Annotated in this window: 20 protein-coding genes; 10 read left to right on the forward strand and 10 right to left on the reverse strand. The window is 65.8% G+C overall.

The window, feature by feature from the left end; all coding sequences use genetic code 11:
• Positions 1-156: 156 nt before the first annotated feature.
• From trpD to lexA, 6 genes are all read left to right on the forward strand, one after another.
• On the forward strand, positions 157-1,179 hold the full coding sequence (gene trpD, locus D4754_RS04205) for an anthranilate phosphoribosyltransferase (RefSeq protein WP_121061684.1): 1,023 nt from the start codon (positions 157-159) through the stop codon (positions 1,177-1,179).
• Positions 1,179-1,844, forward strand: a complete 666-nt coding sequence (locus tag D4754_RS04210; protein ID WP_121061685.1) for a uracil-DNA glycosylase — start codon at positions 1,179-1,181, stop codon at positions 1,842-1,844. Before trpD ends, D4754_RS04210 begins: the two co-directional genes overlap by 1 nt.
• On the forward strand, positions 1,841-2,653 hold the full coding sequence (trpC, locus tag D4754_RS04215) for an indole-3-glycerol phosphate synthase TrpC (protein WP_121061686.1): 813 nt from the start codon (positions 1,841-1,843) through the stop codon (positions 2,651-2,653). Before D4754_RS04210 ends, trpC begins: the two co-directional genes overlap by 4 nt.
• Complete coding sequence (moaC, locus tag D4754_RS04220) at positions 2,653-3,132, forward strand: cyclic pyranopterin monophosphate synthase MoaC (RefSeq protein ID WP_121061687.1); 480 nt, start codon at positions 2,653-2,655, stop codon at positions 3,130-3,132. Before trpC ends, moaC begins: the two co-directional genes overlap by 1 nt.
• Positions 3,129-4,304, forward strand: a complete 1,176-nt coding sequence (locus D4754_RS04225) for a molybdopterin molybdotransferase MoeA (RefSeq protein WP_121061688.1) — start codon at positions 3,129-3,131, stop codon at positions 4,302-4,304. The genes moaC and D4754_RS04225 overlap by 4 nt, the downstream gene beginning before the upstream one ends.
• A gap of 263 nt (positions 4,305-4,567) precedes the next feature.
• Complete coding sequence (gene lexA, locus D4754_RS04230) at positions 4,568-5,305, forward strand: transcriptional repressor LexA (protein WP_121062213.1); 738 nt, start codon at positions 4,568-4,570, stop codon at positions 5,303-5,305.
• Positions 5,306-5,310: 5 nt separating this feature from the next.
• Here the strand turns inward: lexA and D4754_RS04235 are convergent, their stop codons facing one another.
• A complete protein-coding gene (locus D4754_RS04235) occupies positions 5,311-7,380 on the reverse strand; it encodes a ComEC/Rec2 family competence protein (RefSeq protein WP_121061689.1) in 2,070 nt (689 codons plus the stop codon).
• Positions 7,381-7,490: 110 nt separating this feature from the next.
• On the opposite strand from D4754_RS04235, the gene gltX reads away from it, so the two are divergent.
• The 4 genes from gltX to D4754_RS04255 all read left to right on the forward strand — a co-directional run bounded on the left by gltX (position 7,491) and on the right by D4754_RS04255 (position 13,360).
• Positions 7,491-8,945, forward strand: a complete 1,455-nt coding sequence (gltX, locus tag D4754_RS04240; protein ID WP_121061690.1) for a glutamate--tRNA ligase — start codon at positions 7,491-7,493, stop codon at positions 8,943-8,945.
• A gap of 204 nt (positions 8,946-9,149) precedes the next feature.
• Entirely contained in the window at positions 9,150-10,457 is a 1,308-nt protein-coding gene (gltA, locus tag D4754_RS04245) for a citrate synthase (protein WP_121061691.1), read from the forward strand.
• A gap of 327 nt (positions 10,458-10,784) precedes the next feature.
• A complete protein-coding gene (locus D4754_RS04250) occupies positions 10,785-11,972 on the forward strand; it encodes a calcium-binding protein (RefSeq protein ID WP_163025772.1) in 1,188 nt (395 codons plus the stop codon).
• Between the two features lie 194 nt (positions 11,973-12,166).
• Positions 12,167-13,360 (forward strand): calcium-binding protein, encoded by a 1,194-nt coding sequence (locus tag D4754_RS04255; protein ID WP_121061693.1) that lies wholly within the window; start codon positions 12,167-12,169, stop codon positions 13,358-13,360.
• Between the two features lie 9 nt (positions 13,361-13,369).
• Here the strand turns inward: D4754_RS04255 and D4754_RS04260 are convergent, their stop codons facing one another.
• The 9 genes from D4754_RS04260 to D4754_RS04300 form a co-directional block, all read right to left on the reverse strand.
• Positions 13,370-14,146 carry an enoyl-CoA hydratase-related protein gene (locus D4754_RS04260; protein WP_121062214.1) on the reverse strand — a complete coding sequence of 259 codons (777 nt, stop codon included), beginning with the start codon at positions 14,144-14,146 and terminating at the stop codon, positions 13,370-13,372.
• Positions 14,147-14,191: 45 nt separating this feature from the next.
• Positions 14,192-14,644 (reverse strand): cytochrome c-type biogenesis protein, encoded by a 453-nt coding sequence (locus D4754_RS04265; protein WP_121061694.1) that lies wholly within the window; start codon positions 14,642-14,644, stop codon positions 14,192-14,194.
• A complete protein-coding gene (locus D4754_RS04270; protein ID WP_121061695.1) occupies positions 14,641-16,617 on the reverse strand; it encodes a heme lyase CcmF/NrfE family subunit in 1,977 nt (658 codons plus the stop codon). The genes D4754_RS04265 and D4754_RS04270 overlap by 4 nt, the downstream gene beginning before the upstream one ends.
• A gap of 57 nt (positions 16,618-16,674) precedes the next feature.
• Positions 16,675-17,265 (reverse strand): holin family protein, encoded by a 591-nt coding sequence (locus tag D4754_RS04275; RefSeq protein WP_121061696.1) that lies wholly within the window; start codon positions 17,263-17,265, stop codon positions 16,675-16,677.
• A complete protein-coding gene (locus tag D4754_RS04280) occupies positions 17,256-17,867 on the reverse strand; it encodes a holin-associated N-acetylmuramidase (RefSeq protein WP_121061697.1) in 612 nt (203 codons plus the stop codon). The genes D4754_RS04275 and D4754_RS04280 overlap by 10 nt, the downstream gene beginning before the upstream one ends.
• A 90-nt stretch (positions 17,868-17,957) precedes the next feature.
• Positions 17,958-19,274 carry a calcium-binding protein gene (locus tag D4754_RS04285; RefSeq protein ID WP_121061698.1) on the reverse strand — a complete coding sequence of 439 codons (1,317 nt, stop codon included), beginning with the start codon at positions 19,272-19,274 and terminating at the stop codon, positions 17,958-17,960.
• 137 nt (positions 19,275-19,411) lie between these two features.
• On the reverse strand, positions 19,412-19,855 hold the full coding sequence (gene ccmE, locus D4754_RS04290) for a cytochrome c maturation protein CcmE (protein WP_121061699.1): 444 nt from the start codon (positions 19,853-19,855) through the stop codon (positions 19,412-19,414).
• A gap of 15 nt (positions 19,856-19,870) precedes the next feature.
• Entirely contained in the window at positions 19,871-20,899 is a 1,029-nt protein-coding gene (gene argC / locus D4754_RS04295; RefSeq protein WP_121061700.1) for an N-acetyl-gamma-glutamyl-phosphate reductase, read from the reverse strand.
• Positions 20,900-20,966: 67 nt separating this feature from the next.
• Positions 20,967-21,776 carry a glutamate racemase gene (locus D4754_RS04300; protein WP_121062215.1) on the reverse strand — a complete coding sequence of 270 codons (810 nt, stop codon included), beginning with the start codon at positions 21,774-21,776 and terminating at the stop codon, positions 20,967-20,969.
• Positions 21,777-21,908 lie beyond the last annotated feature (132 nt).

Genomic DNA, 21,908 nt, shown 5'->3' on the forward strand with positions numbered 1-21,908 from the left:
TTGACGCTGCCGTCCAGTCCTGACCATGGTGTCGCGACCAGTCTAATGCCAGCCGGGCGGCAGCCGCCAGCCCCATTCGACGAAAGACGCGATGCTTTTGATCCGGAACGACAATTCCCCCGCCAACCCGAAAGCCACCAAACCGGAGACACGGCCATGAGCGACGGTCTGAAACCCCTGATCGGCACCGCCGCGGACCGCTCCCTGACCCGTGCCGAAGCGGAAACCGCCTTCCAGTCCCTGTTCGATGGCGAGGCCACGCCGAGCCAGATCGGCGGCTTTCTGATGGCGCTGCGCACACGGGGCGAAACGGTCGACGAATACGCCGCCGCCGCCAGCGTGATGCGGTCGAAATGCAACGCCGTCACGGCACCGCCGGGCGCGATGGACATCGTGGGCACCGGGGGCGACGGCAAGGGCACGCTGAACATCTCGACCGCGACGGCCTTCGTGGTGGCGGGTGCGGGCGTGCCGGTGGCCAAGCACGGCAACCGCAACCTGTCGTCCAAGTCCGGCGCGGCGGATGCGCTGGGGCAGATGGGAATCGAGGTGATGGTCGGCCCGAAGGTCGTGGAACAGGCCCTGAACGAGGTCGGCATCGGCTTCATGATGGCCCCCGTCCATCATCCCGCCATCGCCCATGTCATGCCCACGCGGCAGGAGCTGGGCACGCGGACGATCTTCAACATCCTCGGGCCCCTGACCAACCCGGCCGGCGTGAAACGGCAGCTGACCGGCGCGTTCTCCCGCGATCTGATCCGGCCCATGGCCGATACCCTGCTGGCGCTGGGGTCGGAGGCGGCATGGCTGGTCCATGGCTCGGATGGGACAGACGAGATGACGATCACCGGGGTCACCTGGGTGTCCGCGCTGGACAACGGCGCGGTGAGCGAACGTGAGGTGCATCCCGAAGACGCGGGCCTGCCCGTGCATCCGTTCGAAGACATCCTTGGCGGCAACCCCGAAGACAACGGCCGCGCCTTTCGCGCCCTGCTGGACGGCGCGCCGTCGGCCTACCGCGATGCGGTGCTGTTGAACTCCGCCGCCGCTCTGGTAATCGCCGGGCGCGTGAATGGCCTGAAGGACGGCGTGAAGATGGCCGCGGAAAGCATCGACAGCGGCGCGGCACTGGCCAAGGTCGAGGCGCTGGCGCGGGTGACGCAGGCCGGCAAGGCCTGATGGCCGGGCCGAAAGGCGACCTGACCCCGCCCGCCGCGTGGGCGCATCTGCCGTTCTTCAGGGATGGCCGCGACGCCGCGATCCTGAACCGCATCGGCGACTGGTCGGATATCCTGCCGCCGAAACATCAGATCTACGCCGCGCTGGACGCCGCGGCCCCGGACGACGTGCGCGTCGTCATCCTTGGGCAGGATCCCTATCCGACACCGGGCAACGCCCACGGGCTGGCCTTTTCCGTGGCCCCGGACGTGCGGCCCCTGCCCGCCTCGCTGCGCAATATCTACAAGGAATTGCAGGACGAATTCGGCGCGGTTCCGCCGAACGGCGACCTGCGGTTCTGGGCGCGTCAAGGTGTCCTGCTGCTGAACACGGCGCTGACCGTTCCGGCCCATCATGCCGGCGCCCATGCCAAATTCGGCTGGACGGGCCTGACCGCGGATGTGCTGAACGCCCTATCCGACCGGCCCCGCGCCTTCCTTCTGTGGGGCCGCCATGCGCAGGCGTTCCGGCCCCATATCACGGGCGACGATCACCTGATCATCGAGACGGCGCATCCCTCGCCCCTGTCCGCACGGCGCGGGTTTTTCGGCTCGCGCCCCTTTTCGAAGGTTAATGCGTGGCTTATGGCTAGGGGGCAGACGCCTTTGAACTGGACTTCGCCATGACCGAGACCATCCTGGACCGGATCCGGGCCTACAAGCTTGAAGAAATCGAGGCCGCCAAGGCGCAAAAGCCGATCGAGGCGGTCCAGGACGAGGCCCGCGCCGCCCCGCCCGTCCGCCGCTTTGCCGAGACGCTGATCAAGGCATCGCGCGAAGGTTACGGCCTGATCGCCGAGATCAAGAAAGCCAGCCCGTCGAAGGGCCTGATCCGCGAGGATTTCGATCCCGCGACGCTTGCCAAGGCCTACGAGGACGGCGGCGCGACCTGCCTGTCGGTGCTGACCGACACCCCCAGTTTCCAGGGCGCGAACGCCTTCCTGACGGAGGCGCGCGACGCTTGCAGCCTGCCTGTCCTGCGCAAGGATTTCATGTTCGACACCTACCAAGTGGCCGAGGCCCGCGCGCTGGGGGCGGATTGCATCCTGATCATCATGGCGGCCGTGTCCGATGACCTTGCGATCGAGCTGGAAGCAGCGGCGGAGCACTGGTCGATGGACGTGCTGATCGAGGTCCACAACCAGGAGGAACTTGATCGCGCGTCGCTGCTGAAGAGCCACCTGATGGGCATCAACAACCGCGATCTGCACACGTTCGAGACATCGCTGGATGTGACACGTAGCCTGTCCAAATTCGTGCCGCCGGAACGCACGATCATCTCGGAAAGCGGGCTGACCGGGCCGAAGGACCTGTCGGACATGGCGATGTACGGCGTGCGGACCTTCCTGATCGGTGAGACGCTGATGCGTCAGGACGATGTGACCGCGGCCACACGCGACCTGCTGGCGAACCCCCTGATGCCCGGCGGCTTCTGATGAGCGGCGGTCTGACCCATTTCGACGGGTCCGGGCAGGCGCACATGGTCGATGTCTCGGCCAAGGCGGATACCGACCGGATCGCTGTCGCCGCCGGCTGGGTGAAGATGCAACCAGAGACTCTGGCGCTGATCAAGGACGGATCGGCCAGGAAAGGCGACGTGCTGGGCGTGGCCCGGCTCGCGGGCATCATGGGCGCCAAGCGCACGGCGGACCTGATCCCGCTGTGCCATCCCCTGCCTGTCACCAAGGTAACGGTGGAACTGGAGCCAGACGACGCCCTGCCCGGCGTGCGGATAACGGCGACGGTCAAGACCTCCGGCAAGACCGGGGTGGAGATGGAGGCGCTGACGGCGGTCTCGACCGCCGCGCTGACGGTCTATGACATGACCAAGGCCGTGGATCGCGGCATGGAGATCGGCGGCATCCACGTGACCCTGAAGGACGGCGGCAAATCCGGCCGCTTCGAGGCACCGTGATCACCGTCGAGGACGCCCGCGCGCTGCTGTTCGGCCTGGCGTCGCCGCTGGAGGCCGAAACGGTGCCCCTGCGGCAGGCCGCGGGCCGGGTTCTGGCGCGGGAGGCGGTGGCCAAGCGCGACCAGCCCCCGTTCGATGCCTCATCGATGGACGGCTACGCGGTACAATCGGCCGAGGTCGAGAAGGACGCGATGTTCCGTGTCATCGGCGAGGCCGCGGCGGGCCACCGGTTCGAAGGCCGAGTGGGCGCGGGCGAAGCGGTGCGGATCTTCACCGGCGCCCCGGTGCCCCAAGGCGCCGGAACGGTCGTGATACAGGAAGACGTCCGCCGCGATGGCAACCTGATCACCATCTCGGCCGACTGGGACGGCAAGGACAACATACGGGCACAGGGCGGCGATTTCGCGGTCGGCGAAACGGTCGCCGCCCCGCGCCTTTTGCGGGCGCAGGATATCGCGCTGCTGGCGGCCATGAACGTGGACCGGGTGGAGGTCTTCCGGCGCCCGGTGGTGGCGCTGATCTCGACGGGGGACGAGCTTGTCTTTCCCGGCGCCGATCCCGGCCCGGACCAGATCGTGGCGTCGAACACCTATGGGCTGGACGCGATGCTGACGGCCGAAGGCGCGGATGTGCGCGTCCTTCCCATCGCGCGGGACAGCGAGGCATCGCTGCAGACGGTGCTGGACCTGGCGCTGGAGAGTGCGGACCTGGTGGTGACCATCGGCGGGGCCTCGGTCGGCGATCATGACCTCGTGGGCAAGGTCGCGGCGGGCATGGGGCTGGAGCGCGCGTTCTACAAGATCGCGATGCGCCCCGGAAAGCCGCTGATGGCCGGGCGGCTGGGAAACGCCGCGATGGTCGGCCTGCCGGGCAATCCGGTGTCGGCCATGGTCTGCGGAAAACTATTCCTTGAGCCGATGATCCATCTCTTCACCGGGCGCGGCGCTGCGGCGCCGGACCTTCGGCCTGCACGTCTGGGCGAAAGCGTGGGCCCGAACGGCCCCCGCGAGCATTACATGCGCGCCGTGGTGCAGGACGGCGTGATCACGGCCTTCGAAAACCAGGACAGCGCCGTGCTGACGCTGCTGGCCGAGGCGAACGCGCTTCTGATGCGGCCGCCCCACGATCCCGCGCGCAAGGCCGGGGACGAGGCGCTTTACCTGCCGTTCTGACCTGTCTGGTTTCGGGGTCTCGCGACCCCGACCGGGCGCGGCGCTGAGGCGCCGGGCCCGCGGCCGCCTGTGGCGTGACCGGGTCTTGTCCTGTTCGAACTTTCGGGTCCTTGCGGACCCGACCGGGCCACGGCGCTGCGGCGCCGGGCCTTCGGCCGGACGTGGCGGTCCGTCCATGTCGCCGGCGGTTCTCTCGAATTGTTGACACAAAACGGGAACAGCTGTAGAACAAACCTTGACAGAACAGTTGGAGGATGCCGCCCGTGCTGACCAAGAAGCAATTGGATTTGCTGGAATTCATCCATGTCCGCATGCAGCGCGACGGGGTTCCGCCCAGTTTCGACGAAATGAAGGAAGCGCTGGACCTGCGGTCGAAGTCGGGGATCCACCGGCTGATCACGGCGCTGGAAGAACGCGGCTTCATCCGCCGCATGCCGCACCGTGCCCGCGCGCTGGAAGTGGTGAAGCTGCCCGATGCGCTGGCCGCCAAGCTGGGCCCGCCGTCGCGGAATTTCGAACCCAAGGTCATCGACGGCGACGCGTCCGGGGATGCGCCTTACAGGGGTGACAACTTCAAGCGGTCGGGGGATGGCGACGTGTCTCCGCTGTCGGTCGAGGCGACGACGGTCCCCGTGATGGGCCGGATCGCGGCCGGCGTGCCGATCGAGGCGATCAACCAGATGTCGCGCCACATGGCGGTGCCGGACCAGATGCTGGCAGGCTCGGGCGAGCATTACGCGCTGGAGGTCCGCGGGGATTCGATGATCGATGCCGGGATCAACGACGGCGATGTCGTCGTGATCCGCGAAAGCCCGACCGCGGATAACGGCGATATCGTCGTGGCGCTGGTCGAGGATAACGAGGCCACGCTGAAGCGCTTCCGCCGCGAAGGCGGTGCCATTGCGCTGGAAGCGGCCAACCCCGCCTACCCGACCCGGATCTATGCCGAGGACAAGGTGAAGGTGCAGGGCCGGCTTGTGGGGCTGATCCGCACCTATTGAGCACGTCAGTCGCCTGACGCCAGGCGGCGGGCAGCATTCCGGGGTTTCGGCGTCCACAGACGGTCGCCGACCCGGTCCATGGCCGAGACGACGCCATCCGGCCCGATGGACAGGCTGCCGGTGCGCGTCAGGCGCCGCGTGTCGTAGATCTCGCACGGGCCGGTCACGTCCAGCGGTACCGATGCGATCAGGATCTGGCCTGCCACGCAGCCCGTCACCTCGGCCGCCCCGCGCTTGCCGATGACGTGCAGGATCTCCTTCCCGCCCGCCTGCAGCTTTTGCACGCGTCCGCCCGTACCCGGCCAGCGCTGCGCCGCCTGCCATTGGTCGGCGCCATCGCCATCGTTTTCCAGCCAGACACGCGCCACGAAGCCCGATCCGCGTTCACGGGACAACGCGCGTCCCTGCGGTGTCATCGCGCCCACCAGCCCGCCGGTATCGGCGACAAGGACGGACGGGCGTTCGGTCCCCGCCCACAGGACGAAGGCCAGCGCGACAGGGGCCAGTCCGGCAAGACGCGCCCGGCCTTTCCAGAGGAACAGGAACAGCATGCCCGCAGCGATCAGCGGCAGGACCTGCCATGGCGGGCTCATCACATAGCGGCGCGCGCCGTCGAGATCGGCCACCGTGTGCGCCACGAACAGGATCCAGCGGAGGCCCAGGCCCATGAGTTCCAGCCCCAGCCAGCCGAGACCCACGGGTGTCAGCACAGCCGCCAGCACCGCGGCGGGCATGACGAGCGTGCCCATGACGGGGACGGACAGGAGGTTTGCGGCAAGCCCGTAGACCGCGATGGCGTTGAAATGGGCGGCAGCGACAGGGGCCGTGGCCGCGCCCGCGACGGCCGAGGACGTGACCAGCGCCAGCGCCGCCTTCAGCGGGTGGCCGGCCAGCGTGATGCCGCGATCCCTAAGCGTGCCGAACACGGCGACAAGGGCCGTCGTCGCGGCGAAGGACATCTGGAAACCGGGGCCCAGCAGGCTTTCCGGGCGCAGCACCATCACCACGACGGCGGCCAGCGCCACGGCGCGCAGCGATATGGCGCGGCGATCGAAGAGCACGGCCACCAGCATGACGGCGACCATGACGAAGGCGCGCTCCGTCGCGACGCTGCCGCCGGAAAGCGCGAGATAGACCGCCCCCGCGATAAGCGCTCCCGCCGCCGCGATCTTGCGCGTGGGCCATCGCAGCGCGACCCACGGGATCGCGGAGAGGCCCAGCCGCAACGCGCCCAGAACGAAGCCTGCCAGAAGCCCCATGTGCAGGCCCGAGATCGCCAGCAGATGCGCAAGGTTCGAGGCGCGCAGCGCGTCGATGGTGGGCCGGTCGATGCCGCTGCGGTCTCCGGTCGTGATGGCCGCCGCGACACCGCCGACATCGCCGCCAAGCGCCTGCTGGACGGCCGTCGACAGCCGCATCCGCAGGGCATAGATCCACAGACCGCCACGGGTTACCTCGGCCGGAGCCACGGTCAGGACGGCGACGCGGGTATAGCCCACCGCGCCCAGACGGTCGAACCAGGCCTGCCGGCGGAAGTCATAGCCGCCCGGCTCCACCGGGCCGCCGGGCGGGCTCAGAAAGGCGGTGGTCATGACGCGCTGGCCCGGTTGCAAATCCGCCGGCGGCCCGTGCAGCGACACCCGAACGCGGGGCGGCTGCCGGTCGGGCGGGATGCGCGCAAGGCGTACCGCGTCCAGCGTGATCCGCACCGCGTCCGAGGACGAGCGGTCGATCGCGACCACCCTGCCCTCCACGGGGCCGTAATAGCGGTATTTCAACACCGGGGCCGCCACCGAATGCGCGCGGTAGCCCGCAAGACAGAAGCCGAACGCAACCAGCGCCAGCGCCCAGAAGACCGCCGACCAGCCGCCGCCGTAGGGTGTGTGCTGTGCACGCACCGCAACAATTGCTGCCATCGCTCCGGCTGACGCCACGACACCGTAGGCCAGGCCCGAAGGCTCTGCCCGCAACAGGAAATACACGCCGATGCCTGTGCCCATGAAAACAGGGACCCAGCAGAACAACCCGCCGCGCTGACCCTGTATGATCGCGTCGATCCCGCGTATGGCGCCCATGCTTGCCTCGGCTCTGCGGGGCCGGTAGACAGACCCGGACGCGTGCCCGGGCCCCCGTGACCCCCGCTTCCGGGTATCGCTTTCAACTGGTTACCAGAAGGTTAAGCTGCATGTCCGAGACGGTGCCCGCCACCGGTACGTCCCCCCAGGTCGTCACCCGCTTTGCCCCCTCGCCGACCGGGTTCCTCCATATCGGGGGCGCGCGGACGGCGCTGTTCAACTGGCTTTATGCCCGCGGCCGCGGCGGGAAATTCCTGTTACGGATCGAAGACACCGACCGCGCCCGTTCGACGCCGGAAGCCACGGCGGCGATCCTGCAAGGCATGGCCTGGCTGGGGCTGGACCATGATGGCGAGGTCGTAAGCCAGTTCGAAGGCGCAGAGCGCCATGCCGAGGTGGCGTTGCAGCTGCTGGCCGAGGGCAAGGCGTACAAGTGCTTTTCCACCCAGGAGGAGATCGCGGCCTTCCGCGAGGCGGCGAAGGCCGAAGGCAAATCGACGCTCTTCCGGTCGCCCTGGCGCGATGCAGCGCCCGACACGCACCCCGATGCGCCTTTCGTCGTGCGGATCAAGGCGCCGCTGGACGGCACGACCGTGATCGCGGACGAAGTGCAGGGCGACGTGACGATCCGCAACGACCAGCTGGACGACATGGTCCTGCTTCGGTCGGACGGAACGCCCGTCTACATGCTGGCGGTGGTGGTCGATGACCACGACATGGGCGTGACCCACGTGATCCGGGGCGACGACCACCTGAACAATGCCGCCCGGCAGATGACGATCTACCAGGCCATGGGCTGGGACGTGCCCGTCTGGGCGCATATCCCGCTGATCCACGGCCCCGACGGCAAGAAGCTGTCGAAACGCCATGGAGCGCTCGGCGCTCAGGAATACCAGGCGATGGGCTATCCCGCCGCCGGGATGCGCAATTACCTGGCCCGGCTGGGCTGGAGCCATGGCGACGATGAATTCTTCACCGACGCTCAGGCGCTGGAATGGTTCGATCTGGACGGCATCGGCAAAAGCCCCGCGCGCTTCGACCTGAAGAAGCTTGAAAACCTGTCCGGCCAGCACATGGCGATCACGCCCGATGCTGCCCTGCAGAAAGAATGTGCCGCCTACCTGGGCGCTTCCGGCCAACCGGCCCTGACCGACGATCAGAACGCAGCGTTCGTTCAGGCGCTTCCCTTCGTGAAGGAACGCGCGAAGACTTTCCCGGATCTTATTGAAAAGGCACATTTTGCATTGGTCGAAAGACCATTGGCTCCGGACGATAAGGCCTTGAAGGCGCTGGATTCCGACAACCGTTCGATGCTCGCGGAATTGACGCCGCAACTGCGAAATGCTAATTGGTCTCGCGATGAACTTGAAGCCACGCTCAACACCTTTGCCGAAGATCGCGAAACGAAATTCGGGAAACTGGCCGGCCCGCTCCGGGCTGCGCTGGCAGGGCGTACGGTGACGCCTTCCGTATTCGACATGATGATTGTGCTGGGCCGCGATGAAACGCTGGCCCGGATCAAAGACGCCGCCGAGGCGTTCCCTTCGGGTGACGATGCTGCATGACAGACCGGCGGTTGGAGCGATAAACAACTAGGGGATCCGATTTTCATAAACGAGTCACGACTTGCCGCTACCACGTCTGGCAATTCGAATGACGCGCGTTCGAAACAGCTTATCGGCCAAAACGGCCGGCCTCCCTCCGGAAAACCAGTCCTGGGTCGTGTCCCCGGGGTCCTGCCGGCGGGGCATCTCAGAGGAGGTACAGTGATGACTGATTTTACCGGCGAAACCAAGAAATCCGCGACGCTCACCATTGGTGACGACAGCTACCAGCTGCCGATCCACACGCCCACGGCCGGGCCGGATGTGCTCGACATCCGCAAGCTTTATGGTGAGGCCGGCGTATTCACCTACGATCCGGGCTATACCTCCACGGCAAGCTGCGATTCCACGATCACCTTTATCGATGGTGAAAAGGGCGAACTGCTGCACCGCGGCTATCCGATCGACCAGCTGGCGGAAAATTCGCACTTCCTGGAAGTGTGCTACCTGCTGCTCTACGGGGAACTGCCGTCGGCCGCGGAACTGGAAGATTTCGAATCCCGCGTGACGCACCACACCATGCTGCACGAGCAGATGGTGAACTTCTTCCGCGGCTTCCGCCGTGACGCGCATCCGATGGCGATCATGGTCGGTGTCGTGGGCGCGATGTCGGCGTTCTACCACGATTCCACCGATATCCAGGATCCCTGGCAGCGCGAGGTCGCGACGGTGCGCCTGATCGCGAAGATGCCGACGATCGCGGCCTGGGCCTACAAGTACCACGTGGGCCAGCCCTTCGTGTATCCGCGCAACGATATCGACTACGCGTCGAACTTCCTGCGGATGTGCTTTTCCGTCCCGGCCGAGGAATACGAGGTCAACCCGATCCTCGCCCGCGCGATGGACCGGATCTTCACGCTGCATGCCGATCACGAACAGAACGCGTCGACCTCGACCGTGCGTCTGGCGTCGTCGTCGGGCGCGAACCCGTTCGCCTGCATCGCGGCCGGTATCGCGTGCCTTTGGGGCCCTGCCCATGGTGGCGCCAACCAGGCGGCGCTGGAAACACTGAAGCAGATCGGCTCGGTGGACAACATCCCGGAATACATCGCCCGTGCAAAAGACAAGGACGATCCGTTCCGCCTGATGGGCTTCGGTCACCGCGTCTACAAGAACTTCGACCCGCGCGCGACGGTGATGAAGCAATCGGCCGACGAAGTGCTTGACCTGCTGGGGATCGATAACAATCCGACGCTTCAGGTGGCAAAGGAACTGGAAAAGGCCGCACTGGCCGACAGCTACTTCACCGACCGCAAGCTGTTCCCGAACGTCGACTTCTATTCCGGCATCATCCTCGAGGCGATGGGTTTCCCCACCTCGATGTTCACCCCGATCTTCGCCGTGTCGCGGACCGTGGGCTGGGTGTCGCAGTGGAAAGAGATGATCGCCGATCCGCAGAACCGCATCGGACGCCCGCGCCAGTTGTACCTTGGCCATACGGCCCGCGACTACGTGGATATCGAAAAGCGCTGATCCGTTCGGCGATTTCGGTCAAGGTTCAGGGTCCCGCGCCAAGGTGCGGGGCCCTTTTTTCTTGCCGCGCACAATTTTGAGAAGAGTGGAAATAAGAAAGTTCGCTTGTGTAGTACTTCGTTGTTGACAATGAACCAAATCGAACGGATCCTATTCTTGGGACCGACGCATTGATTGCGTCGTATTATCAGGGATCTTTCGAGTTTCCCTGAATTATACTGTTGATTTTGATACGTGCCGAGTGCTCCGCGCCACAGGCGATCCTTCGTGGGAAGGGCTCGTCCCGGAGATCCTGTTTCCAACGCACCGCAATACGGGGGGAATACAGTGGAACTGCTACTCTTGGCCGCCATCGGCGCCGTGGGAATAATCGGCGCAACGAGTTTCACAGACGACGTTCAGGAACTCATCGACGAATACATGGGCAAGGAGCCGTCCGGGGGTGACGATCTGCTGTTCGGAACGTCCGAAGCAGATTTGATCGAGGCCCAGGACGGGGACGACAGGATCTATGCGCTGTCCGGAGACGACACCGTCAGAGGCGGCGCCGGGGACGACGATCTGTTCGGAAACGACGGCAACGATCGGGTTGAAGGCGGACCGGGAAATGACGGGCTGCGCGGCAATGCCGGCAATGACACGCTTCTGGGCGAAGACGGCGACGATTTCTTCTACGCAGGCGATGGCGAGGACACCGCGCTTGGCGGCGCGGGCAATGACTGGATCGATGCCGGCGCCGGCGAAGACCTCGTCATCGGCGGGCCTGGCGATGACACGGTGATGGGCGACTCTGGCAATGACACGCTCCGTGGCGGCGCCGGCAACGACGTCATCCGCGGAGAGCTTGGCGACGACTCGATCCATGGCGGCGCCGGGCATGACATGCTGGAAGGTGAAAGCGACAACGACAACATCTTCGGCGGCGCCGGCGACGACTGGGTCCGCGGCGGCATCGGGCGCGACGTTGTCGATGGCGGCGCCGGCGACGACATCGTCCTGGGCAATATCGGCAGTGACACGATATCGGGCGGTTCCGGCGACGACATCATCTTTGACGGGGATTACCTGAGCCGCGCGCTGACCCCGCCGGAACGCGCGCTTCTGCACGAGGCGCTGCTGGCCGGAGACGACGACCTGCCCCTGCCCGACGACGTGACGGAGGTCTACCTGACCGACGGTCAGGCCGACACGATCCACGGTGGCGACGGCGACGATCACATCCTCTTCGGCGATGCCGACACCGTCTATGGCGGCGAGGGTAACGATAGGCTCTACCTGCTGGAGCATCCCGGCTCGGCCCCCGCTGCGATCATGGACATGGAGACCGAGGCCGACAAGCTGGTCTACGTGCACGAGCCCGGCCAGGCGACGCCCGAAATGGCGCTGACCGACAATGGCAATGGAACGCAGACGCTGTCGGCAGACGGCGAGGAGATCGCGGTCATCACGGCCGACATCCCGCTGGCCGTCACCGATATCCTGCTTCACGAACGCGGAAGCCTTGCCAGCGCGTGATCGCGCGGCCCGGACGGATGACATTGTGATCGGGCGGCCACCCGGCCGATCAAAAGCCTTCCCCCCGCCCTTGTACCGATTGTATGCGATTGACGGGCGCAACCCTCGTTCGCTAGCACTACAGGGCTGGATGTCCCTCGGCGATGCGCTTGCGCACCGTCACCGGGAACCCGCACGGTTGAGGGAGACAGGCCATGATGATGTTGCTGTTGCTGGCCGTAGGGGCCGTGGGCATCTACGGAATCTCGGAAATGATAGACGACGTCCGGGACCGGATCGACGATGAAACGGAGTCCAACGAGCCGACAGAAGGCGACGATACGCTTTATGGCACGCTGGACCCCGACACGATCGACGGGCTGGGCGGCAATGACAAGATCTACGGCCTGAGCGATGACGACACGCTGTACGGCGGACCGGGCGAAGACGACGTCTATGGCGGTAGCGGCGACGACCGCCTGGAAGGCGGTCTGGACGCCGACTGGATCGTGGGCTTTTCCGGAGATGACAACATCTTCGGCCAGCACGGCGACGACACGCTGTTTGGCGGCGAAGGGATGGACAGGATCGAAGGCGGCACCGGCAATGACGATGTCGACGGCGGCGATGGGAAGGACGAGATCCTCGGCGGCGACGGCAACGATATCCTGCGCGGGGCCGAAGACGACGACACGATCTTCGGCGGCGACGGCAGCGACCTGCTGCGCGGCGAACTGAACGACGACACGATGAACGGCGGCGCCGGCAACGACGTGGTCGAAGGCGCCAGCAACAATGACAATCTGGGCGGCGGCAAGGGCGGAGACTGGGTGCGCGGCGGAGTGGGCTTCGACACCGTGCGCGGTGGCGATGGCGACGACTTTGTCATCGGCAACTACGGCTCGGACGACGTGCGTGGCGGCGACGGCAACGATGTGCTGTTCGACGGCGATTTCCTGAGCCGGTCGCTGACCCATCACGAGATGGTCGCGCTTCGCGATGCGATGGCATCGGGCGGCGCATTCGCCCTGCCCGACGACGCGGAACAGATCTTCCTGACCGACGGCAACGCCGACATGCTGGACGGCGGCGAAGGCGACGACACGATTTTCTTCGGCGATTCCGACACTGCGTCGGGCGGCGAAGGCGAGGACCTGTTCTACCTGCTGGAACATGCCGGAGAGCAGACCGCCTCGATCCTCGACCTGGATGTCGACGAGGACGAGCTGGTCTACGTCTACGAACCCGGTCAGCAGGCGCCGACCATGACACTGGCCACCAACCCCGACGGCACGCAGACGCTTTCGGCGGATGGAGAGGCCGTGGCCGTGATCACCGCCAACAAGACGTTGGCGGTCAGCGATATCGGCCTGCACGAACGCGGCAGCGACGTCGGCGGCTGGGTCTAGGATAAGGCCTTAGCGGCCTTCGAAGGAGGCAGGCCGTTTTTCGAGAAACGCCACGACGCCTTCCTGGAAATCGCGGGAATGGCCGCATTCGCCCTGCAGGCTCGCCTCGATCTCCAGCTGTTCTTCCAGCGTCTTGCCATAGGTGCCGCGCAGCGCCGTCTTGACGCCCTGGAACGCCTTTGTCGGTCCCTTGGCCAGGTATTCGGCACGGGCCTTCCAATGCGCTTCGAACGCGTCGTCGGCCACGGCTTCCCAGATCAGGCCCCAGGCCTCGGCCTGACGCGCCGGGATCTTTTCCGCGAACAGCGACGCGCCCATGGCCTTGGCCATGCCCACCTGGCGCGGCATGAACCATGTGCCGCCGGCATCCGGGATCAGGCCGATCCGGGTGAAGGCCTGCAGGAAATAGGCGCTTTCCTTCGCGATCACGACATCGGCCGCCAGCGCAAGGTTGGCCCCTGCCCCGGCCGCGGGTCCGTTCACCGCGGCGATGGTCGGCACCGGACATTCGGTGATCGCCATCAGCATGGGCGCGTATTCGTCCCGCAGCGTCCGCTCCAGATCCGGGTTGGCCGCCGAGCCGCCATCGCCCAGATCCTGACCCGAACAGAACGCCCGGCCCGCGCCCGTCAGCACCAGCGCGCGGGCATCGTCGCCCGCCGCCTTCGCTGCATGCGCCACTTCGGCCCGCATCTGCCGCGTCAGCGCGTTCATCTTGTCGGGGCGGTTCAGGGTGATGACGGCCAGCCCGTCGGTCAGGTCGTAGGTCAGGGTCTCGTATTGCATCGCACACTCCGCGCCCAGGCTTGGGATCATTGGTCAGGGCCTGGATCAGCCCTTCAGGATCTTGTCGAGCCGCGCCTGTTCCTCGTCGCTCAACCCCTGTGATTCCGCCCCGGCGGCGCTGTCGCGGCCGCGCAGGAACATCCACGCCAGGATCAGCGCAAGGATCAGCATCGCGGGACCGGCGGCCCACAGAAGCCAGTTGGCACCCCGGACCGTCGGTTGCAGCAGCACGTATTCGCCGTAACGGTCGACAACGTAATCCACGACCTGCGTGTCACTGTCGCCGGCCACAAGGCGTTCACGCACCAACAGCCTCAGGTCTCGTGCCAGCGAGGCGTTGCTTTCGTCAATGCTCTCGTTGCGGCAGACAAGGCAGCGGAGCCCCTTGGAGATCTCGCGCGCGCGGTCTTCCAGCACCGGATCGTCCAGCACTTCGTCCGGCTGCACGGCAAGGGCCGGACCCGCCAGCAGGGCGAGGATCAGCAGAAGCCACCTCATTCCGCGGGCAGCCCGGTTGCGTTCACCGACCGCCGGGCCCCGGCGGCGACGCGGAACCGGCGGTCCGTCAGCGACAGAAGGCCGCCAAGCGCCATCAGAAGCGACCCGCCCCAGATCCAGTTGACGAAGGGCTTGATATAGGTCCGCATGACCCAGCCGCCGCCCTCCTGCGGGTCACCGATCACGACGTACACGTCGCGCAGGAAGCGATAGTCGATGGCAGCTTCGGTCGTGGGCATGTTGGCGACCGGGTACATGCGTTTTTCCGGGTTCAGCATGGCGAGGGTGCGCCCGGCCTTCTGAAGCCGCACGGTGCCCATGGTCGACATGTAGTTCGGCCCCTGCACGCGGTTGACGTCCTCCAGCGTCAGGCGGTATCCGCCGACGTCGAAGGGTTCGCCCACCTGCGCGACACGGATATCTTCCTGCTGCCAGGCCGTCAGGCCCGCGACGGCGAAGATCGTGACGCCAAGGCCCGCATGGGCCACCGTCTTGCCCCAGTCGGCCCCCGGCAGGCGCGCAAGGCGCGCGATGCGCGATCCCGTCTCGCCGCGCCCGGTGCGCGACCACAGGTCCACCAGCGCGCCGAAGACAACCCAGGATCCCAGCGCCAGCCCCACCGGCCCCAGCGCGCTGCGCCCCGTTTGCATCGCCCAGGCCAGCGCGCCAAGCGCCACCGCCAGAACCGCCACGAAGCGCAGGCTGTGGACCGCGCGGCCCAGCTTGCCGCGCTTCCACGGCAGCAACGCGCCGATGGGCAGGGCAAGGCCCAGAAGCACCATGAACGGCGTGAAGGCCATGTTGAAGAACGGCGGGCCGACCGAAAGCTTCCGGTCGAACGCCATCTCCGCCACCAGTGGCCACATGGTGCCCACGAAGACGACCATGGCGCTGACCGCCAGCAGGACGTTGTTGACCACCAGGGCGCTCTCGCGGCTGACGATGCCGAAGACGCCCTTCGCCTCGAGCAGCCGTGCGCGGGCCGCGTAAAGCGTCAGCGCGCCGCCGGTGAAGAAGGCGAGGATCATCAGGATGAAGACGCCGCGCTCGGGATCGTTCGCGAAGGCGTGGACGGATGTCAGCACGCCCGAGCGCACGATGAACGTCCCGATCAGGGAGAAGCCGAAGGCAAGGATCGCCAAGAGGATCGTCCAGCTTTTCAGCGCCTCGCGCTTTTCCACGACGATCGCGGAATGCAGCAGCGCTCCGGCCAGAAGCCATGGCATGAAGGAGGCGTTTTCCACCGGATCCCAGAACCAGAACCCGCCCCAGCCGAGCTCGTAATACGCCCACCAGGATCCAAGCGCGATGCCGATGGTCAGGAAGACCCAGGCCGCCAGCGTCCATGGCCGCACCCAGCGCGCCCAGGCAGCATCGACGCGGCCTTCGATCAGGGCGGCCACGGCGAAGGAATAGGCCATCGAAAGGCCCACATAGCCCAGGTAGAGAAACGGCGGATGGAAGGCGAGGCCCGGGTCCTGCAGCAGCGGGTTCAGGTCCTGTCCGTCGAAGGGCGGTACTGCCAGCCGGGTAAACGGGTTTGACGTCCACAGGATGAAGGCGAAGAATGCGACCGCGATGGACGATTGCACCGCCAACACGCGCGCTTTCAGCGTGGGCGGCAGGTTCCCCCCGAAGGCGGCCGCCATCGCACCGAACAGCGTCACGATCAGCACCCAGAGGAGCATCGAGCCCTCGTGATTCCCCCACGTGCCCGAGATCTTGTAGATCAGCGGCTTCAGCGAATGGCTGTTCATCACCACCAGCTGCAGCGAGAAATCCGACACGACGAAGGCCCACATCAGCGCGCCGAAGGAAAACAGCGTCAGGATGAACTGGATCATCGCGGCAGGTTCGGCGACAGCCATCCACCCGGGCCAGCGCTGTGCCGCCCCGACCATGGGGACGACCATCTGCACGACGGCCACGACGAAGGCGAGGATCAGGGCGAAATGGCCAAGCTCTGTTATCATGGTCCCTGTATAGGGATCACGCCGCCCCGCTCCAAGCGGCATTCCCGCGCGGGGCGATCACGCCTTGCGGAGCGTACGCCAGTCCTCCAGCGCCGGGTTCCCTTCCGGGACCGTTGCGGCGGTGGTCACGGTCGCATCGCTGCCGGTATCGGCGGCGCCCGGGCGTTCGGGATCGTCGCGGCCGCGAAGCGCCTCCAGCACGCCGACCTGGCGGAAAGCTTCGGGCGCAAGCGCGGCGGTTCGGGCGATCTCCCGCTCGAAGCTCTGTTTCTTCAGCTGGTGGCGGGCGCCGAAATAGAACGACACGATGACCCCCAGCAGCCACCACAGCGGTTCGGGCACCAGCGCCACGCCCTGCATCCGCGCGGCGAACCAGACCGGATCGACCATGGCCGACACGAACAGCGCCAACGTTCCCAGCGCCAGCGCCGGGCGCGGCAGACGGTTCACGCCGTCGATCAGCCGGTCGAACAGGCCCTGCCGCGGGATCATGAATTCCTGCCCCAGCTGCGCCGTCGCCTGGGTCTGCAAGTTGGCGCTGCGCTCTGCGCCCGCTTCGGCGTTTTCGCGGAAAACTTCCACCGTTTCGCGGACGGCATTGCGCCCGCCGCCGAACAGGAAGCCGAAAAGACCGTCGATCATCCCCATTCTGCAACCCTTTCCGCAAAGGCATCTGCCGTCAGGCGATATTGCGGCGAGACGAATTCCTCGGCCCGCTTGATCCAGCCACCCTTGGCCCCGGCCCGGGTGCGGGCGTATTTGCGGCTGGAGGGCCGCTGATCGGCCAGGCGGAAGTAGTAATTGCGCCGCGCCACGCCATAGGCATCGCGCAGAAGCTCCGGGCTGGGCACCGCCGCATCGCGCGCCGCCCCCAGTGTCTGCGGCCCGATCACGCCGTCGACGGCCGCGGCATAGCCCATCGCCTTCAGCAGCCTCTGCAGGATCTTCACCGCGTTGGCGCCGGCATTCACGTACATGTCGAAGACGCTGGGTTGCAGCACCACCGGCAATTCACCGATGCGGGGCGCCTCGAAGTAATGGCGGACGAAGATGTCCACCGCATGGGCACGCGTCAGGCGCTGGACGTCGGCGGTGTCGACAAGACCGTCGCCCGTCAGGTCCAGCCCCAGCCGCCTGAGCGTGCCGATGGTCACCCCGTACTTGGTGGCACCGCCCGGATCGTCGGGATCGTTCACGTAGCCGCCTTCGCGCGCCACGATGTCTTCTGCAATCTCGCGAACCGTCTGCATGGGTGCACCTCCCGCCTGCCACGAACGGGGCGAAAGATGCTGCCAATTGCTTAACGCCCGCTGAGCGGTGCGTACGGTGCCCGGCCCGCGTCAGCCGAAGACCAACGCGTCCTCGATGCTTTGCATCGCCGTTTGCGCATCAAAAGACGAGACACTCGAGAAATTGCCGCCGAACTTAACGGTGCCCACCGTTTCGCCATCTTGCTTCGCTCGCAGGATCACGACCTCGCGGTTGCTGGCATAGCGCAGGGAAATGTCGGTGCCTTCGTCGAACAGCAGCGGGTTCGGCGCGTCGTACAGGAACGGCATCGTGTAAGTGTCGACGTCCGCGATCCTGTCATTGCCGAAGCTGTCGTCACCCTTCAGGCGGAAATCGAACGTATCGACATCGCCGCCCTGCGATATCATCACGTCATTGCCTTCACCGCCGCGGAAAAAGCCGCTGCCGCTCATCTTGTCGTTGCCCGCGCCGCCGTTCAGACGACCCATGCCCGAAATATCGTCATCGCCGCCGCCGCCGAAGAACTTGTTGTTCTCGCCCGCGCCCTGCAGCCTGTCATCACCGCGGCCACCTTTCAGCGTGCCGCGCCCGATGATGTAATCGTCGCCACTGTTGCCGAAGAGCTTGTTATTCTTGCCCTTCGTGTCATTGATTTCATCGTCACCACCGCCGCCAAGGACGATGTCGTTGCCGCGTCCGCCGGTCAGGTAGATGTCATTGCCGCCCTGCCCCAGGATCTTGTCGCGTCCGCCGTTGCCGTCGATATTGTCGGCGCCCTTGCCACCCAGGACGATGTCCTTCCCGCCCGAGGTGCGGATGTGGTCGGCGCCCTTGCTCCCGATCACCTTGTCGCTCCCGCGCCCGCTTTCCAAGGCGCCGCCGCCGAACGCCTTCGACATGTTGATCACGTCGTTACCGCCCAGCGAAAACACTGTGTTGCCGTGTTCGGCCAGATTGCCCTTCACCTTGATCGTATCGGCGTTCTCGGTGCCGATCACGAAGGGCCCGCTGTCGGCCCGTCCCGGCTTCACGAAGGTGTAATCGTCCTGCATCAGGACCTTCTGGATCGCGTTGGCCCTGCCGTTGTCCACGGCTTCGACCGCGCGCCCCATGGTTTCGTCGGTCCAGTTCAGCCCGTTCCACTTCTGGAAGGTCTGTCCCTGGTACTTGAAGACGGCCGCCTTCACCGTGAAATCATCCGTATCGCCGTTCGGGCCGTAGGTGAAACGCCCCTTCAGGACCGCAGAAAGCCCGAACTTGTCATCGAGAAGGACCAGCCTGTCCGGGCTCTGTTCGACCATGTCGCCGCCCCGCAGAATGTCTTCGACAAAATCGCCGCCGAAGGGGATGCGGTTCCCCCAGCCCACGTCATAGGGTGCGCGCCCGGTGATCTTGATCCTGACCATGTGTGTATGTCTTTCCGTAAAGTCAAAGCCGTTCGCCACCAGTAACGGCAGCCGCCCGACGGATCAATGGTTTCAATACGTTAGGGATCAATCCTCGGTTGAATGCACTCTGCCGTGCGCACCAGAAACCTGTGCCCTCAGCCGTCCGAGGGCTGATAGACGCCCTGTTCCTTCAAGGCATCCACCACCTCTTTCGGCATGTAGCTTTCGTCGTGCTTGGCCAGGATCTCGGTCGCCTCGAACACGCCGTTCGCGTAGGTGCCGGTGCCGATCATGCCCTGGTTTTCGTCGAAGAGGTCCGGCAGCACGCCGGAATAGACCACGGGCACCGACGCCCCGCCATCGGTCACGGCAAAGCGCACCTGCTGGCCCTGCCCGCGGATCAGCGAGCCTTCCTCGACCAGTCCGCCAATTCGGAAGATCTCCGCCGGCCCCGGCGGTTCGGCCATCAGTTGCGAAGGCGACCGGAAAAGGTTGATTCCGTCACGGAAGGCGTACCCGATCAGGACGCTGGCCAGCACCAGGGTCACCGCGGTGATGGCGATGACCTGGATACGGCGTTGCTTCTTCAGGTTTTTCATCCGCTCCTCGGAAGGTTACGGGAAAAGCGCGGGCGCGGTCAGCGCCGTCGTCTCGTCCTCGCCCAGCATCAGGTTGGCGTTCTGCAACGCCTGCCCGCTGGAACCTTTGCACAAGTTGTCGAGCGCGGCAAAGATCGTCGCGCGCCCCGGCTGCCGGTCGGACGCGACGCCGATATGGCAGTAGTTCGATCCGCGCACGTCATGGGTACTGGGCGCCTGTCCGAAGGGCAGGACCACGATAAAGGGTTCGTCCCGGTAGGCCGTCAGCAGCGTCTCGTAGATATCCTCGGCATCGCCCTTGACGTAGGTCGTGGCCAGGATCCCGCGGTTGACGGGCAGAAGGTGCGGCGTGAACTGGATCTTCACCGGCCGCCCCGCCAAGGCACTGAATTCCTGATCGAATTCGCCCAGATGCCGGTGCGTGGACCCCAGCGCATAGGCGTTGTAGCCCTCGCTCAGCTCGGCATGAAGCAGGTTTTCCTTCAGGCTCCGCCCGGCACCGGAGACGGCGCATTTCAGGTCGAGGATGATTTCGTCCAGTTCAATCACCCCTGTGGTGATCAGCGGCCTGAGCGCGAACTGCCCCGTGGCCGCGTTACACCCCGTGCCTGCGACCAGCCGGGCGTTCCGGATATCGTCCCGGTAGAATTCGGTCAGCCCGTAGACGGCCTCCTTCTGGATCTCGGGCGCGGAATGACCGTTGCCATACCATGTCTTGTAGGCGTCCGGGTTGCGCAGCCGGAAATCGGCGGACAGGTCCACGATCTTCAGATCCCGCGGCAGGGCCGAGATGACCTCCTGCGAGGTCTTGTGCGGCAGCGCGCAGAAGCACAGGTCGATCTGCGAGAAATCGATCTCGTCGATGGTGCAGAGCGTCGGCAGATCCATGTGGCGCAGGAAGGGGAACACCTCGGCCATCTCCAGCCCGGCCTTGCGGTCGGCGGACAGGGCCGCGATTTCGATGTTCGGATGGCCGGCGATCAGCCGGACAAGCTCGGCGCCGGTATAGCCGGACGCACCAAGGATGGCGATTTTATGGGTCATGTCGGACCTTCGGATCGGTGCACGAACGCAGGGGCGCCCGTGCGGATGTCAGTGAGATAGGGTTTTATCAGGCAGCTTCAAAGGCGATGTGTCGTCGCAAGAACTGCGTCGCGCGGTCGCTGACACGTCGCGGATCGCCCGTCGTCAGGTAGCTGGGCGCGCCGGCGCCCACCAGATCGGGGTGCCGTTCGAGGTAATCGGCCAGGCTTGCCGCCACGATCTGCGGCTGGCTCAGCACCTTGACCTCGGGCCCCAGCGCGTCGCGGAACACGTCTTCCAGCAGCGGATAATGGGTGCACCCAAGGATCGCGGCCTGGGGGTTCGGCATCTTCCGCTTCAGCGCATCGACATGGGACCGGACGAGCGCCTCGGCCAGGATCATGTCACCCTCTTCCATCGCGTCGACAAGCCCGCCGCAGGCCTGCGCTTCGACATCCACGCCAATGGCGCGGAAGGCCAGCTCCCGCTGGAACGCGCGGCTGGAGACTGTGGCGGGCGTGGCAAACAGCGCCACATGCTTGACGTCCACCTCGCGAGGCGGGGAATTGTCGCCCCAGTTGCGCTCGGTCAGCGCCTCGATCATCGGGACGAAGACGCCCAGCACGCGCTTGCCCTGCGGCACGCCGGCTTCCTGAATTTTGCGCAGGGCAACGGCAGACGCGGTATTGCAGGCCAGCACGACCAGATCGCAGCCGCTGTCCCACAGCGCGCTCACGCCCGCGCGGGTCAGCTGTTCGATATCCGCCGGTTCGCGCACGCCGTAAGGCGCATGCGCGGTATCGCCGTAATAGACGAAATCCACCTCCGGAAGGCGGGCCTGGGCCGCGGCAAGCACCGTCAGACCGCCAAGACCGCTATCGAATACGCCAACTGCCATTTTCGTGCCCATGTGCTGTGGGGCCTGTCGCAAGGGAAATTCGGGTTGAGAACGGTTCACCACGTCCGGGCCGAAACTTCAACCGAAACATGGGGAGAGGCTGACGGTCGGCGGGTTCCGCCAAGAACAACA

Source organism: Chachezhania antarctica (assembly GCF_003646465.1).
Lineage (GTDB): Bacteria > Pseudomonadota > Alphaproteobacteria > Rhodobacterales > Rhodobacteraceae > Chachezhania > Chachezhania antarctica.

Bases quoted from the DNA above. Each gene is read 5' to 3' on its own strand.
- trpD (WP_121061684.1), top strand. From the start codon at position 157: ATGAGCGACGGTCTGAAACCCCTGATCGGCACCGCCGCGGACCGCTCC.
- D4754_RS04210 (WP_121061685.1), top strand. From the start codon at position 1,179: ATGGCCGGGCCGAAAGGCGACCTGACCCCGCCCGCCGCGTGGGCGCAT.
- trpC (WP_121061686.1), top strand. From the start codon at position 1,841: ATGACCGAGACCATCCTGGACCGGATCCGGGCCTACAAGCTTGAAGAA.
- moaC (WP_121061687.1), top strand. From the start codon at position 2,653: ATGAGCGGCGGTCTGACCCATTTCGACGGGTCCGGGCAGGCGCACATG.
- D4754_RS04235 (WP_121061689.1), bottom strand. From the start codon at position 7,380: ATGGGCGCCATACGCGGGATCGACGCGATCATACAGGGTCAGCGCGGC.
- gltX (WP_121061690.1), top strand. From the start codon at position 7,491: ATGTCCGAGACGGTGCCCGCCACCGGTACGTCCCCCCAGGTCGTCACC.
- gltA (WP_121061691.1), top strand. From the start codon at position 9,150: ATGACTGATTTTACCGGCGAAACCAAGAAATCCGCGACGCTCACCATT.
- D4754_RS04255 (WP_121061693.1), top strand. From the start codon at position 12,167: ATGATGATGTTGCTGTTGCTGGCCGTAGGGGCCGTGGGCATCTACGGA.
- D4754_RS04260 (WP_121062214.1), bottom strand. From the start codon at position 14,146: ATGCAATACGAGACCCTGACCTACGACCTGACCGACGGGCTGGCCGTC.
- D4754_RS04265 (WP_121061694.1), bottom strand. From the start codon at position 14,644: ATGAGGTGGCTTCTGCTGATCCTCGCCCTGCTGGCGGGTCCGGCCCTT.
- D4754_RS04270 (WP_121061695.1), bottom strand. From the start codon at position 16,617: ATGATAACAGAGCTTGGCCATTTCGCCCTGATCCTCGCCTTCGTCGTG.
- D4754_RS04275 (WP_121061696.1), bottom strand. From the start codon at position 17,265: ATGGGGATGATCGACGGTCTTTTCGGCTTCCTGTTCGGCGGCGGGCGC.
- D4754_RS04280 (WP_121061697.1), bottom strand. From the start codon at position 17,867: ATGCAGACGGTTCGCGAGATTGCAGAAGACATCGTGGCGCGCGAAGGC.
- D4754_RS04285 (WP_121061698.1), bottom strand. From the start codon at position 19,274: ATGGTCAGGATCAAGATCACCGGGCGCGCACCCTATGACGTGGGCTGG.
- ccmE (WP_121061699.1), bottom strand. From the start codon at position 19,855: ATGAAAAACCTGAAGAAGCAACGCCGTATCCAGGTCATCGCCATCACC.
- argC (WP_121061700.1), bottom strand. From the start codon at position 20,899: ATGACCCATAAAATCGCCATCCTTGGTGCGTCCGGCTATACCGGCGCC.
- D4754_RS04300 (WP_121062215.1), bottom strand. From the start codon at position 21,776: ATGGCAGTTGGCGTATTCGATAGCGGTCTTGGCGGTCTGACGGTGCTT.